The sequence below is a fragment of the Mesorhizobium sp. M0894 genome, assembly GCF_040319725.1.
In the GTDB taxonomy this organism is placed as follows: Bacteria; Pseudomonadota; Alphaproteobacteria; order Rhizobiales; family Rhizobiaceae; genus Mesorhizobium.
This window is the reverse complement of the sequence record NZ_JAMYOG010000011.1, coordinates 181,756-195,807: the sequence shown is the minus strand read 5'-3', so window position 1 is coordinate 195,807 and position 14,052 is coordinate 181,756. Positions and strand designations below refer to the sequence as shown.

Genomic DNA, 14,052 nt, shown 5'->3' with positions numbered 1-14,052 from the left:
CTCACCAACACCCCCCCCCCCCCCCCCCCCCCACCCCCCCCCCCCCCACCCCCCCCCCCCCCCCCCCCCCCCCCCCCCCCCCCGGTTCTCATTCGTCAGAAATCGGCAGGTTTAGTTTAGCTCGCCACGCTGGCCTGCGGCGCCGAGCGCTCGATCAGCATTTGCCGGACGGTCGACATCGAGGCACTCAGTTCGCTGATGGCGTCATCGATCAACGCCCGCTGCTTCTGCAGGCGGGCAAGCTGCTTCTCCGACTTGTCGAGCGCCAACCGCAACTGCTTGGTGTTGGAGCCGTTCGGATCGTAGAGGTCCATCATCTGCTTGACGTCACGCAGCGAGAACCCGACCTTGCGGCCGAGCAAGATCAGTTTCAGCCGGGCCCTGTCGCGGCGTGTATAGAGACGGGTTGAGCCGTCACGCTGCGGGTTGAGTAGACCCTTGTCCTCATAGAAACGCAGCGTGCGCAGCGTCACTCCGTATTTCTTGGCCATTTCGCCGATGCGGACAAGCTCTTCACCGGCTTCGCTCGACATATCGTTGGTATTGGCCGCGGCTTGGCCGGGCGAAATAAGTTTCATGGTCACTGGCTTTCCCCGTCTGGTGGCGTCGCGGTCGCGGACCTTGCGTCGCCTGAGTGAAAGCGGGGGCGTGCTTCCACTCGTGGTTTCAACAAACAAATCGCAAACGGCGTAATCCGCTCGTTTACGTTTACGTCAATGCTATATCGATAGCCGCCTTACGACGCAAGAGCGTTCTGGGCTTGGAACTTTATGCCGCAGCGCCGGTGGATAACCTAAAAGTCGTGGCCGATTTCGGGAGCGATCATGCGGCTGATCAAAATTCTACAGCGTCTTTTGTGCGTCCAAAAAGACACCCGGCGCCGTCCGCAGCCAGTCGACAAAGTTGCAACTTCTTAAGCTTGGTTAACGCGTTGTTTACCACGTTGGGGCGAAATGTGCGCATGTCGGTTACCCGTGTTTATCCTGTATTGAATTTTTCACGGTTTTCGGAGCGCGGGTAAGACCCGGGAAGCTCGTCTTCCACTGCAACAAGCCAAGCAGTCGCGTTCGTCCCGGCAGGACTTTGGGAACCTGGTGAAAGCCAGCAATTCTGAAACGGGCGCATTGATGAACAGCAAGCGGTCCTACCTCGATACACTCAACGCCGGCAGGCAGCGCAGGCCGCACACGACGCTTGAAGAGCTCAACCGTTCCCTGGAAACGCTGGAGCAGCGACTGGAGCGGACGCGCGAGGAGACTGCAAGCCATCCCGGTCCACGCCGACCAGCGGCAGAACCGCGCTATCCTAGTGCCCAACCCTATGGCCAGCAGCGCCGGTACGAGGACCCACGCGACGCGCAGCGGCCGAAAGGTCCAGCGGCGGCCGTCGACCAGAACTACCAGGCGATCGCCCGCGATATCGACCGGGTGCGCGGCCAGGAGGACGGCGTCGCCCTAGCCGGCAAGATCGCTGGCGAATTGCGCGGCCTGCGCGAAGAGCTTCGCCAGCAGATGACCTCCGGCCTGCAACGCGAGTTCGACGCACTGCGCAAGAATATCGAGCGAGCCTACCAGTCAAATGGCGGCGGCAAGGGCAGCGCCGAACTCGGCGTCGAATTCGAGCGGCTTTCCGGCGCCATCCAGACGCTGGCCGAAAAAAGCGACGACAGAAGCGTCAATATGTTGCGGCTCGAGCTTGAGCAGGTCAAGGCAGCTCTCGATACGCTGGCGCGCGAGGAGAGCGTGCAGGCAGTGGGCCGCCGCTGGGACGATTTCGACCGCCGCTGGAGCGCCTTCGAGGACCGCGTCGACGCCGATCAGCGCAAGCGCTCCGACGCGCCCGGCCTGTCGGCGCTGACCGAGCGGCTCGAACAGATCAGCAATGCCGTCAGCAATCTGCCGGAATCGCTGTCGCTGCGCTCGCTGGAGGAAAAGGTCCGCATGCTTGCCGGAGCGGTCGACCATTTCGCCCGCCAGCAGGACAATCGCGGCAGCGACACATTCAGTCAGATCGACGAGCGGCTCGACGAGATTTCCCGCGCGATCGTCGCCTCGACGGTTGCCGCGCAAGCCAATTCGTTCGACCCCGAGCCCTTCGAACGCATCGAGAAGCGGATCGATTCACTGGCCCACCAAATCGAAGAAGTGTCGCAGGATCGTCCGGGCCGGGAGGTCATCGACCGTCTCAACACATTGTCGAGCCGCGTGGATGAGCTGGCCGGCCGAGCCAATCTGCCGGAACAAGCTATGGAGCGCCTTGCCAGGCAAGTCGCGCTTATCGCCGACAAGATCGACCATGCACCTGCCATGCCCGACGCCGACTACATCTTCCAGGGGCTCGAGCAGCGCTTCGATGTGCTGTCCAGCATGATGGAACGTCGCCAGGGCGACGCCATCGAACAAGGCAACATGCTGTTTCGCGACCTTGAGCGCCGGTTGGACGAAGTCGCCGACAGGCTGGATCAGCGCATGCCGCAGGTCGACAGCGCCGGCATCATGGATGCCATCGACGCCCGCTTCACCGCGCTGGCCAGGCGGATGGAGACGCGCGTTCCAGATCCCGCCAGCGAGGCGGCGATCCGCGGCCTGGAGAGCCGGCTCGAAGACATTTCAAGCCGGCTGGATTCGTCCGCGGCACAGGTCGCCAGCATCGACCCGGCGTTGATCCGCAGCCTCGAAGCGCAGGTCGCGGGCCTGACGGCGCATCTTTCCAAGCCCGGCACGCCGCTGCCGGAATTCGACGACATCAGCCCGCGCCTCAACGAGATCGAGAAGTCGCTGGCCGGAACCCGCGATTCCATCCTCGGCGCGGCGCGCGAGGCGGCCGAGAGCGCCGTCCGCTCGCTGGCCGGATCAAGCGCCAACACGGCGGCCGTTACCGGCCTCGCCCAGGACCTGAAGACGCTCGAGGCGCTGACGCGCCGTTCGGACGAGCGCAATTCAAGGACGTTCGAGGCTATCCACGACACGCTGCTCAAGATTGTTGACAGGCTAGGTTCACTGGAGACCGGCGAACCGGCAAGCGCAGAGTTGAGCAAACGCTTCGGACGGGCATCCAAGATCTCGGTGCAGGACGCACCGTCGATGGACATCGACCAGCCGCTGCCGTTAACGGGCAACATGGCCGATCTGGACGGTCGCACCGCGGCGCTCGTGCGCGACGAGCCAGGTCCGCGTACGCCGGCCGAGGCGGCCGCGGCAGCCGCCCTGGCGGCCCTCGGTTCAGACACGACGCATGAAAAAACCGAGCACGGCGGCGGCAGGAAATCGATGTTAGGCGGGCTGGCGCGCGCCTTGAAGGGCAAGAAGGAGGCCGAGATGCCGCCGCTTGCCCGCTCGGCGTCGAGCGTCGAAATACCGAGCGTCGATCTGGACGAGCCGCTCGACCCCAAGGTCGCCAATCGGCCATTGGAACCCGGCTCCGGCGCCCCCGACCTCAGCGCCATCATGAAACGTGTGCGCGACGAGCGCGGGCAGCCGGCCCGCGAAGGCGGCGCCGAAGCGGCGAAATCGGACTTCATCGCGGCAGCCAGACGGGCTGCGCAAGCGGCGGCCGCCGAGGCGGACGCCCTTAAGCGCCAGTCGACGATGAAAGGCCCGGTCAAGGCGCTCAGGATAGGCGACCTGCTCAAGGCGCGGCGCAAGCCGATCCTGATGGGGGCAATTGCCATCATGCTGGCGCTTGCCGGCCTGCAACTGGGCAAAGCCTTCTTCTCCGATCCGGTCGAAGTCGCCAACAATGACGCGGCGCCGGCTGTGGCCGCACAGCCGGTGGAGACTGCATTGGCCAGCGTTGCCAGCGAACCGAAGGCGGACGCGCAGACGGCAGCGCAGGATAGCGCGCCGTCCTCCATCGTCAGGCAGGCAGAGCCGTCCGCAGCGACGACCAAGGACGACACGGCGGCGCAAACCGGCCCCGCCACACCGGCAACCGAGGCATCGACAGCCCCCGCGGCAGCCCCTGACATGGCGGCGCCAGACGCCACGGCCGCAGTGCCCGCACCGGCAGCGGCGACGGCCAGCGACGCCGAGCCAATGGCTGCCGCGCCTGCTACCACCACAGCTGCGACGCAGGACACGACGGGCACGGTGCCGCCGGCAGATGCTGCCGCGGCAAGCGTTGCCAAGATCGAGGTTCCGGCCGGTGTCGGTCCGGCCGCCCTGCGCGATGCAGCGGCCGGCGGCGACGCCAAGGCACTGTTCGAGATCGGCTCGCGCTACGCCGAGTCGCGCGGCGTCAAGGAAGACATGGCAGCGGCGGCCAAATGGTACGAGAAAGCTGCCGATCTCGGTTTCGCACCGGCAGAATACCGCATCGGCAATTTCTACGAGAAGGGCATCGGCGTCGCACGCGACATCAAAAAAGCGAAGACCTGGTACCAGCTTGCCGCAGAGCAGGGCAACGCCAGCGCCATGCACAATCTGGCCGTGCTGTTTGCGATGGCGGCGGATGGCGTGACCGACAATGAATCGGCAGCGCGCTGGTTCCAGGCGGCGGCGGACCTCGGCGTCAAGGACAGCCAGTTCAATCTCGGCATCCTTGCGGCGAAGGGCGTCGGCATGAAGCAGAACCTCGAGGAGAGCTACAAATGGTTCGCGCTCGTCGCCAAGACCGGCGACAAGGATGCGGCGGCCAAGCGCGACGAGATCGCCAAAGCCCTGAGACCCGAGCAGCTGGAGCGTACGCGTGCCGCGGCCGAGCTGTGGAAGGCCAAGCCGCTCGATCCAGCCGCCAATTCGGCCGACATTCCTGAATCGTGGCAGGACGGCACACCGCAGACGACGGCCGGCATCGACATGAAGAAAGCGGTCCAGAACATCCAGCGCATCCTCAACAAGAACGGCTACGAGGCCGGCAATCCCGACGGCATGATGGGCCGGAAAACCAAGAACGCGATCATGGCCTTCCAGACCGACAACGACATGAAGGCAACCGGCGCGATCGACGAAAAGCTGGTCAAGGCGTTGCTCGCGCGCAAATAACGGCGGATGCGTCGTTTCCGCGACGCCCTTGCCACAGATTTGCCTGTTAACTGATTGAGTTGTTTTTTGTTTCGGCGGTGCGACGAAGTTTGACTTCACCGCCCGGCCGGCGCAAGAACGAGATAGCCTTCTGGCGCAAAATGCCCGCAACGGTTGCATTCGCCAGGAGGCAAACTGATCGAGACTGACGGGTGGGCATCTATCTCCCGATCGCGGAAATTTCCGTTAACGTCTTCGTGCTGCTGGCCATGGGCGCAGCGGTGGGTTTCCTGTCGGGCATGTTCGGCGTGGGCGGCGGCTTTCTAATCACGCCGCTGCTGATCTTCTACAACATACCGCCCGCGATTGCGGTCGCCACCGGCGCCAACCAGGTCATCGCTTCCTCCTTCTCCGGCGCCCTGTCGCACATGAAGCGCGGCACGCTCGACTTCAAGCTCGGCGGCGTGCTTTTGGCCGGCGGCATCGTCGGCTCGACCGGCGGCATCTATGTCTTTGCGTTCCTGCGCCGACTCGGCCAGCTCGATCTGTTCATCTCGCTGCTCTACGTCGTGCTGCTCGGCACTGTCGGCGGGCTGATGCTGGTCGAGAGTATCAATGCGCTGCGCGTCACCCGCAGCGGCGCCGCACCGGTGTTGAAGAAATCCGGCCAGCACAACTGGATCCACCGCCTGCCGCTGAAGATGCGGTTCAGGGCCTCGAAGCTCTTCGTCAGCGTCATTCCGGTGCTTGGGCTGGGCGCGGCGATTGGCTTCCTATCGTCGATCATGGGCGTCGGCGGCGGCTTCATCATGGTGCCGGCCCTGATCTACCTTTTGAAAGTGCCGACCAACGTCGTCATCGGCACCTCGCTGTTCCAGATCATCTTCACCTCGGCTTACACCACGCTGGTCCACGCCACCACCAACCAGACGGTCGACGTCATGCTCGCCTTCCTGTTGATGGCAGGCGGCGTCGCCGGCGCACAATATGGCGCCAAGGCCGGTCAGAGGCTGCGGGGCGAACAACTCAGGGCGCTGTTGGCGCTGCTTGTGCTGGCGGTCGCCATCCGGCTCGCCATCGATCTTTTCGTCACGCCTCCCAATCTCTATTCGCTGTCCGGCGTGGGCCTGAGCTGATGGCTGGCTTGAGGACGCTCGCGGCCGCCGCCTTGCTGTCGCTGCTGGCCGCGGCGTCAGCGGCGAAGGCACAGACGCCACTAACCGAAAACATCCAGATCGGCCTTTCCACCGACAATGTCTCGATTACCGCCGGCTTTTCCGGCGCCGACCTGACCATCTTCGGATCGCTGGAAAATGCCGATCCGCTTGTCGCACGGCAAGGGCGCTACGACGTGATCGTTGTGCTGGAAGGCCCGGCCCGACCGGTCGTCGTGCGCCGCAAGGACCGGGTGCTCGGCGTCTGGGTCAATCTGGAGTCGGAGACCTTCGAAAACGTACCTGTCTCCTATTCTGTGGCGACGACGCGGCCGCTGCAGGACGTCACCGATCCGAACAGCTACAAGCAGCTGTCGCTTGGCGCCTCCAACCTCTATTTGCAGCCGGCCGACGCCGAGGACAGCCCGGCGACAATCGAGGAGTTCACCGCCGCGCTGCGCGAGCGCAAGGCGGCAACAGGCCTCTACAGCGAGAATGTCGGCGGTGTGCAGTTCCTGTCGCAGAACCTGTTCCGCGCCACCGTCAGGCTCGCTCCCAACGTTCCGGTCGGCACCCACAAGGCGCGCGCCTTCCTGTTCAAGAGCGGCCTGTTCATCAAGGAAAGCTCCGCCCAGCTCGAAATCCGCAAGTCCGGTTTCGAACAGTCGATCTTCCGCGTCGCCCACGACTACTCCTTCCTCTACGGTGTCTTTGCCGTATCGCTGGCCATGCTGACAGGCTGGCTCGGAAGACTGGTCTTCAGGAAAGACTGAACTCTCGTAAAAGTGGTTTCCCTTTCCGAGGGTATGGGCTAGACCGCGATCCCCGGTCCGACCGGGCACGAGCTGCTGCTCCCCAAATCAGAATATAGGAACGCACGATGCGACCAGCATTTGCCGGTATCGACTTCGGCACTTCGAATTCCACCGTGAGCGTGGTCAGGAACGGGCAGCCGCGGCTGGTGGCCTTGGAAGACGGCCAAGTCACTCTGCCCAGTGCGGTGTTCTTCAATTTCGAGGACAACCGCACCTATTTCGGGCGACGCGCCATCGCCAACTATACGGACAGTATCGAAGGCCGCCTGATGCGCTCGCTGAAGAGCGTTCTCGGCAGCTCGCTCGCTCACGAAAAGACGCGCATCAAGGCGCGCTCGATCGGCTTCATGGAAATTGTCAGCCTATTTGTCGGCCACCTGAAAAAGAAGCTCGAAGAAAACGCCCTCGACACAGTCGAAAGCGTCGTAATCGGACGGCCGGTACAGTTCGTAGACGACGACGCCGGGGCCGACGCCGAGGCCGAGCACGAACTCGAAAATGCCGCTCGCGCTCAGGGCTTCAAGCACATCGCCTTCCAATTCGAGCCGATCGCGGCGGCACTCGACTACGAACAGAAGGTGACGCGCGAGGAACTGGCGCTGATCATCGACATGGGCGGCGGCACGTCCGATTTCTCGATCGTGCGGGTCTCGCCCGAGCGCGCCCGCTCGCTCGACCGCAAGGACGACATCCTGGCCAGCCGCGGCATCCACATCGGCGGCACCGACTTCGATCGGCTGCTGAGCATCGCCCATGTGATGCCTCAGCTCGGCTATCTGACGTCGACTAAGGATGGCAAGCGCAATCTGCCGGCGAGCTACTTCATCGACCTGGCGACATGGCAGCGCATCAACCTGGTCTATACCGCAAGGGCGATGACGCATCTTCGCCAGATCCGCTACGAGGCAGAGCGCGCAGACCTGGTCGACCGCTTCATCCACATCGTCGAGCATCGTTACGGCCACGCGCTGGCGGCGCTGGTCGAAAGGGCCAAGATCGAGCTGACGGATCGATCGTCGGCCGGTATCGAGGTCGCGCTACCGGAGGTGAGGTTCACGGCAGAGATCACGCGCGAAGGTCTCGAAGCCACTATCGCTCGGGATATTGAGCGCGTTGCAGGTACCGTCGAGCAGACCGTCCGCGACGCACAGGTGAAGCCCTCCGACATCACGGCGGTGTTCCTGACCGGCGGATCGACCGCGATCCCGCTGGCCAGGCAGCAGATCCTGGCTCTGGTGCCGCAGGCGTCGGTTATCGAAGGCGATGTGTTCGGCTCAGTCGGGCTTGGGCTGGCGCTCGACGCACAGCGGAAGTTCGCCTGATCGGCTTAAAGCGGCGCGGCTCTCTCAGCTTTGCCGCCGAGATGCGCCTTGAGCGCCATCTGGGCCAGGCTTGGCTGCCGGTCGCGATGCGTGATCATGGCAAATTCGCGCTTCGGCAGATCGATCGGCACGGAACGCAGACTGCCTTCGGCGACCGCGCGCGCGACGACGAGTTCCGAAATGATGCTGGCGCCGGCGCCGGCCTCGACCGCCTGGCGAATAGCCTCATTGCTCGGCAATACCAGGAATATCTGTAGGTCCGCGAACGAAATCCCGTCGCGTCGGGCAAGGTCCTCCAGCGCCTCGCGCGTGCCCGACCCGCCTTCGCGAATGATCCAGCGAAGCCCGCCAAGGTCGGGATGCCCAGGCGAAACTTCCGCGATCTCAGGGTGCGAGCGCGCCACGACCAGCATCATGCGATCGATATCGACCTTGGCACGCCGCAAAATGTCGGATTCGGTGCGCCCCTCGACCAGGCCAAAATCGGCTGCGCCATCAAGTACATTGGTCTCGACCTGCCTGGTGTTGCCAATGCTCACGCTCAGCCTGACGGCAGGATAGGCTTCGTGGAAAGAAGCGAGCCGGCGCGGCAGCCAATAGCTGGCGATGGTCTGGCTGGCAGCGATCGAGAGACTGCCTGATATCGTCTGCGAGACATGCTCCAGCACGTTGTGGGCGGCCGCCGCCCGCTCGAGAACCGCCTTGGCCTCCGGCAGGAACCGGCGTCCGGTCTCGGCGAGCTCGATATTGCGGCCCACTCGGTTGAACAACTGCACGCCGTGCTGCTGTTCGAGCGAGCGGATGGCGGCGGACGCGGCCGACTGTGAAATGCCTAACAAGTCGGCCGCTTTGGTCATGTGCGCCCGTTCGGCGACGGCGACGAAGATCCGCAATTGGTCCAGAGTCATGCCAGCATTAAGAAGCAAATCCGATTGGAATTACAAGAGCAAGTTGTTAGACAGATTGATTGCTTTGTTCTAAATTTTAGCCCGAAATTGGAAAAAAGTCGCGCCAGAACAGTCGAGGGTAGAAATTGGTGAGGCTGTTCAAATCCGTGTTCACGCACTGGTCCTGCAGCCTGCGGTGGCGGCTCGTCGGTGAGCGCTATCGTCCGGAACAGCATTACATGCGCGGCCCAGGCCCGAAGACGAGAGCCAAGGCCGCGGAACGCAAAAACATCGCCGGATCATGACCAACAAACCGCTACGCGGCGCCAACTCAGCACCATCCCAACGGCCGCTTGCCGATACGCGCGCGCCCGCCGAAGGCGACGGCGTCGATACTTCGCCTGATGTCTCCGACAGCATTGCCAAGACCACCTGCTATATGTGCGCCTGCCGCTGCGGCATCGACGTCCACATCAAAGACGGCAAAGTCCGCTACATCAACGGCAACAAGGACCATCCGGTCAACCGCGGCGTGTTGTGCGGCAAGGGCAGCGCCGGCATCATGCAGCACTACAGCCCGGCCCGGCTGAAGAAGCCGCTGCTACGCACCGGCCCGCGCGGCTCGGGTGAGTTCCGCGAGATCGAGTGGGAGGAAGCTTTGTCGATCGCGACGAAGCGGCTTTCGAATATCCGCCGAACCGATCCGAAGAAACTCGCCTTCTTCACCGGGCGCGACCAGTCGCAATCGCTGACCGGCTGGTGGGCGAGCCAGTTCGGCACACCGAACTTTGCCGCCCATGGCGGCTTCTGCTCGGTCAACATGGCGGCCGGCGGCCTCTACACGATCGGCGGCTCGTTCTGGGAGTTCGGCGAGCCCGACTGGGACAACACCAAGTACTTCATGCTGTTCGGGGTTGCCGAGGATCATGATTCCAATCCGATCAAGATCGGTCTCGGCAAGCTCAAGGCACGCGGCGCCAAGGTGGTCTCGATCAACCCCTGCCGCACCGGCTACAACGCGATTGCCGACGACTGGATCGGCATCCGGCCCGGCACCGACGGCCTGTTCGTGTTTGCACTCATCCACGAATTGCTGAAGGCAGGCCGCGTCGATCTCGACTACCTCTTGCGCTACACCAACGCCCACGGCCTCGTCATTCAGGAGCCTGGAGCCGTCGATGACGGGCTGTTCATGCGCGACGGCGACGGCAATCCGCTGGCTTGGGACAGGGTGGCGAAGATGCCAGTCAATGCCAGTGACGCCGACGCGAAGCCCGCACTGACCGGCAGCTTTCTCGTCGACGGCCGCCGTTGCGTGCCGGTCTTCCAACTCGTCGCCGACCGCTATCTGGATGAGAGCTATTCACCCGAGGCGGTCACTGACCGGTGCGGCATCTCCGCCGATACCATCCGCAGGATCGCCGCCGAACTCGCTCATGTCGCCTTCGAACAGCAAATCGAATTGCCGGTGGCGTGGACGGACTGGGCCGGCCGCCGGCACGAGACCATCAAGGGCCGGCCGGTGTCGATGCATGCGATGCGCGGCATCTCGGCCCATTCGAACGGTTTTCACTCTTGCCGCGCCATTCATCTGCTTCAGGTGCTTCTCGGCACGGTGGACGTGCCGGGCGGCTTTCGCTTCAAACCGCCTTATCCACGGTCTGCACCGCCGGGTCCGAAGCCAGCCGGCAAGAATGTGAAGCCGATGACGCCGCTCGAGGGCATGCCGCTCGGTTTCGTCTGCGGACCGGGGGACCTGCTGATCGACGAAGGCGGCAAACCGATCCGTATCGACAAGGCCTACTCCTGGGATGCGCCGCTGGCCGCACACGGGCTCATGCACACGGTTATCCGCAACGCCTGGGCCGGCGATCCCTACACGATCGACACTCTGTTCATGTACATGTCCAACATGGCTTGGAACTCGTCGATGAATACCGTCGAGACGATGGCCATGCTGACCGATATTGATGCGTCGGGTGAGTACACGATCCCGTTCATCATCTATTCCGACGCTTATTATTCCGAGACCGTACCTTTTGCCGATCTGGTGCTGCCGGACACGACCTACCTCGAGCGTCATGACTGTATCAGTTTGCTCGATCGGCCGATCAGCCACGCCGACGGGCCGGGCGACGCCATCCGCCATCCCGTCGTCGAGCCGGATCGCGACGTCAGGCCGTTCCAGACGGTGCTGATCGAACTCGGCGCGCGGCTCAGCCTGCCCGGCTTCGTCGACGACGATGGTTCCGCCAAATACCGCGACTATGCCGACTACATCGTCAATCACGAGCGCACGCGAGGTGTCGGTCCGCTCGCCGGCTGGCGCGGCAAGGACGGGGCCTCGGTCGGCAAGGGCGACGTCAATCCCGACCAGTTGCAGCGCTACATCGATAATGGCGGCTTCTGGCACCAGGATTTCGCCGCCGATCAGCGCTACTACAAGATGGCCAACCGCTCCTATCTCGAATTCGCCGAGAGCATGGGCTTCATCCCGAAGGCCGAGCCGATCGTCTTCCAACTCTATTCCGAGCCGATGCAGCGCTTTCGCCTTGCGGCGCGCGGCCATGGCGGGGTGCTGCCGCCGGAGGCGGAGCGCAGCCGTATCGAGACCTATATGGATCCGCTGCCGTTCTGGTACGCGCCCTTCGAAGAGGCTGCAGTCGATAGCCAAGCCTATCCGCTCCACGCGCTGACGCAGCGGCCGATGCACATGTACCATTCCTGGGGCGCGCAGAATGCGTGGCTAAGGCAGATCACCAGCCAGAACCGGCTGTTCGTGCACAATCGGACCGCCGCCAGCCTCGGGCTTGTCGATGACGACTGGGTGTGGATCGAGAGCATCAACGGCAAGGTCAAGGGGCAGATCAGCCTGATCGACGGCGTCAACGCCGATACGGTGTGGACCTGGAACGCGATCGGCAAACGGCGCGGCAGCTGGGGGCTCAAGGATGACGCGGCCGAATCCAATCGCGGCTTCCTGCTCAACCACATCATCGGCGACCAGACCTCTGCCGATGCGAATGGCAAACGCTATTCGAATTCCGATCCTGTCACCGGCCAGGCGGCATGGTTCGACCTGCGCGTGCGCATCGTCAAATGCGCGGCCGAGGAAGCTGGCTTCACCGAGCCGCAATTCGAGCGGTTCCGGCAGCCGCCACACTTCGAGCCCTCGCCCGACAAGCTCAGTTTCGGCGCCGAATTCCGTCGGGAGAGAGAAGCTGCCGAATGACTTGCCTTCCCGCCCACACCGACAAAAAGCTCGGCCTGGTCATCGACCTCGACACCTGCGTTGGTTGCCAGGCCTGCGTCACCGCCTGCAAGGAATGGAACACCGGCGGCCATATGGCGCCGCTAACCGACATCGACCCCTATGGCGGCAATGTCGACGGCGTCTGGTTCAACCGCGTGCACAGTTATGAGCACATGACCGAGATGGGTGGGCGCACGGTCAATTTCCCGCGCTCCTGCCTGCACTGCGAGACACCGGCGTGCGTCACGGTCTGCCCGACCGGCGCCTCCTACAAACGGGCGTCGGATGGCATCGTGCTGGTCGACGAGGACAAATGCATCGGCTGTAAATTGTGCAGCTGGGCCTGCCCCTACGGCGCGCGCGAATTCGACACGGATGTCGGCGTGATGAAGAAATGTACGCTGTGCGTCGACCGCATCTATAACGACAATCTGGCGGAGGAAGACCGCGTGCCGGCCTGCGTTGCCGCCTGCCCGACCAGCGCGCGGCATTTCGGCGATCTGGGCGATCCGGCATCGGCTATCTCGCAACTGGTGGCGGAGCGCGGCGGTGTCGACCTGATGCCGGAGATGGGCTACAGGCCGACCAACAAATATCTGCCGCCACGCGCCCACATCAATCGCGCCGCATCGGTGCCGGCACAGGCGCTCCAGCCGGTGCGAGCCGAAGGCGGTTTCCTTGGCTGGGTCGACCGCATGCTTTCGAACTGACCCGCGCCTTCATGCATCCAGCCTTCTCCGTCGTCTTTTTCACCACCGCCACGGGCGCCGGTTACGGCCTGCTCGCGCTGCTTGGCGTGTTGGCCGGACAGGGCTTTATCCCGCCCGATTTCTGGCTTGGCCTCACCGGCATGGGGCTGTCGCTCGGCCTGATCTCGGCAGGCCTGCTGTCCTCGGCCGGCCATCTCGGCCGGCCCGAACGCGCCTGGCGTGCCTTCTCGCAATGGCGTAGCTCATGGCTGTCGCGCGAAGGCGTTGCCTCGGTCGCCACCTTCGTGCCGGCGGGACTGTTCGGTATTGGCTGGGTGGTCCTCGGCCGTACGAGCGGCTGGGTGGCTGTCGCCGGGCTGCTCGCTGCCATCGGCGCGGTCGCAACCGTCTGCACCACCGGCATGATCTACGCGTCGTTGAAGCCGATCGCCCAATGGCACAGCCGCTTCACCCTGCCCGGCTATCTGATCTTTTCGGCGATGACCGGCAGCGTACTGCTCAACGCCCTGCTGCAGGGATTTGCGGCAGGCTCGAATATGCTTCTGGCGGCTGCCCTGTTGCTGACCGCGCTCGGCTGGGGTTTGAAGCTGGCGACCTGGCGATACAATGATAGGCTGGAGATCCCGACCAATGCCAACACCGCAACCGGGCTTTCCGGCGGCACGGTGCGGTCGATGGAATGGCCGCATACCGAGGAAAACTATCTGCTCAAGGAAATGGGCTTTCGCATCGCACGCAAGCACAGCGCAAAGCTGCGGCTGATCACCCAGGCTCTGGCCTTTGCCTTGCCCGCTTTGCTGCTGATTGCGGCGTTTGCCTTGCCGTGGCCCTTTGCGGCGGCTTCGTCGATACTCTCCGCAATCGCCCAACTCGCCGGCATGCTGGTGGAGCGCTGGCTGTTCTTCGCCGAGGCCAAGCACACTGTTACCCTCTATTACGGACGATAGGGC

9 protein-coding genes are annotated in these 14,052 nt (G+C 63.7%); 7 read left to right on the top strand and 2 right to left on the bottom strand.

Annotated elements, in window-relative coordinates:
• Window positions 1-116: 116 nt before the first annotated feature.
• Complete coding sequence (locus NKH91_RS21780; protein WP_023719513.1) at window positions 117-578, bottom strand: MerR family transcriptional regulator; 462 nt, start codon at window positions 576-578, stop codon at window positions 117-119.
• Between the two features lie 549 nt (window positions 579-1,127).
• Between NKH91_RS21780 and NKH91_RS21775 the strand changes: the two genes are divergently transcribed.
• The 4 genes from NKH91_RS21775 (at window position 1,128) to NKH91_RS21760 (ending at window position 8,252) form a co-directional block, all read left to right on the top strand.
• Window positions 1,128-4,982: a peptidoglycan-binding protein gene (locus NKH91_RS21775; protein ID WP_352884971.1), complete on the top strand. Its 3,855-nt coding sequence runs from the start codon at window positions 1,128-1,130 to the stop codon at window positions 4,980-4,982.
• A 191-nt stretch (window positions 4,983-5,173) separates the two neighbouring features.
• The gene (locus tag NKH91_RS21770) at window positions 5,174-6,097 is read left to right on the top strand and encodes a sulfite exporter TauE/SafE family protein (RefSeq protein WP_023719515.1); all 924 of its coding nucleotides are present in this window, start codon (window positions 5,174-5,176) and stop codon (window positions 6,095-6,097) included.
• The gene (locus NKH91_RS21765) at window positions 6,097-6,888 is read left to right on the top strand and encodes a TIGR02186 family protein (protein ID WP_023719516.1); all 792 of its coding nucleotides are present in this window, start codon (window positions 6,097-6,099) and stop codon (window positions 6,886-6,888) included. Before NKH91_RS21770 ends, NKH91_RS21765 begins: the two co-directional genes overlap by 1 nt.
• Window positions 6,889-6,995: 107 nt before the next feature.
• Window positions 6,996-8,252 (top strand): Hsp70 family protein, encoded by a 1,257-nt coding sequence (locus NKH91_RS21760; RefSeq protein ID WP_352483221.1) that lies wholly within the window; start codon window positions 6,996-6,998, stop codon window positions 8,250-8,252.
• Between the two features lie 5 nt (window positions 8,253-8,257).
• On the opposite strand, the gene NKH91_RS21755 is transcribed toward NKH91_RS21760, so the two are convergent.
• The gene (locus NKH91_RS21755) at window positions 8,258-9,160 is read right to left on the bottom strand and encodes a LysR substrate-binding domain-containing protein (protein WP_023719518.1); all 903 of its coding nucleotides are present in this window, start codon (window positions 9,158-9,160) and stop codon (window positions 8,258-8,260) included.
• Window positions 9,161-9,440: 280 nt separating this feature from the next.
• Here NKH91_RS21755 and NKH91_RS21750 point away from each other — a divergent pair, with 280 nt between their 5' ends.
• The 3 genes from NKH91_RS21750 to NKH91_RS21740 are packed head-to-tail and all read left to right on the top strand — an operon-like array spanning window position 9,441 to window position 14,049.
• Window positions 9,441-12,371 (top strand): molybdopterin oxidoreductase family protein, encoded by a 2,931-nt coding sequence (locus NKH91_RS21750; RefSeq protein ID WP_352884973.1) that lies wholly within the window; start codon window positions 9,441-9,443, stop codon window positions 12,369-12,371.
• Window positions 12,368-13,102: a 4Fe-4S dicluster domain-containing protein gene (locus NKH91_RS21745; protein WP_352590868.1), complete on the top strand. Its 735-nt coding sequence runs from the start codon at window positions 12,368-12,370 to the stop codon at window positions 13,100-13,102. The genes NKH91_RS21750 and NKH91_RS21745 overlap by 4 nt, the downstream gene beginning before the upstream one ends.
• An 11-nt stretch (window positions 13,103-13,113) precedes the next feature.
• Window positions 13,114-14,049 (top strand): dimethyl sulfoxide reductase anchor subunit family protein, encoded by a 936-nt coding sequence (locus NKH91_RS21740; RefSeq protein WP_023719522.1) that lies wholly within the window; start codon window positions 13,114-13,116, stop codon window positions 14,047-14,049.
• Window positions 14,050-14,052: the final 3 nt, after the last annotated feature.

Bases quoted from the DNA above. Each gene is read 5' to 3' on its own strand.
- NKH91_RS21740 (WP_023719522.1), top strand. From the start codon at position 13,114: ATGCATCCAGCCTTCTCCGTCGTCTTTTTCACCACCGCCACGGGCGCC.
- NKH91_RS21775 (WP_352884971.1), top strand. From the start codon at position 1,128: ATGAACAGCAAGCGGTCCTACCTCGATACACTCAACGCCGGCAGGCAG.
- NKH91_RS21750 (WP_352884973.1), top strand. From the start codon at position 9,441: ATGACCAACAAACCGCTACGCGGCGCCAACTCAGCACCATCCCAACGG.
- NKH91_RS21755 (WP_023719518.1), bottom strand. From the start codon at position 9,160: ATGACTCTGGACCAATTGCGGATCTTCGTCGCCGTCGCCGAACGGGCG.
- NKH91_RS21765 (WP_023719516.1), top strand. From the start codon at position 6,097: ATGGCTGGCTTGAGGACGCTCGCGGCCGCCGCCTTGCTGTCGCTGCTG.
- NKH91_RS21745 (WP_352590868.1), top strand. From the start codon at position 12,368: ATGACTTGCCTTCCCGCCCACACCGACAAAAAGCTCGGCCTGGTCATC.
- NKH91_RS21780 (WP_023719513.1), bottom strand. From the start codon at position 578: ATGAAACTTATTTCGCCCGGCCAAGCCGCGGCCAATACCAACGATATG.
- NKH91_RS21760 (WP_352483221.1), top strand. From the start codon at position 6,996: ATGCGACCAGCATTTGCCGGTATCGACTTCGGCACTTCGAATTCCACC.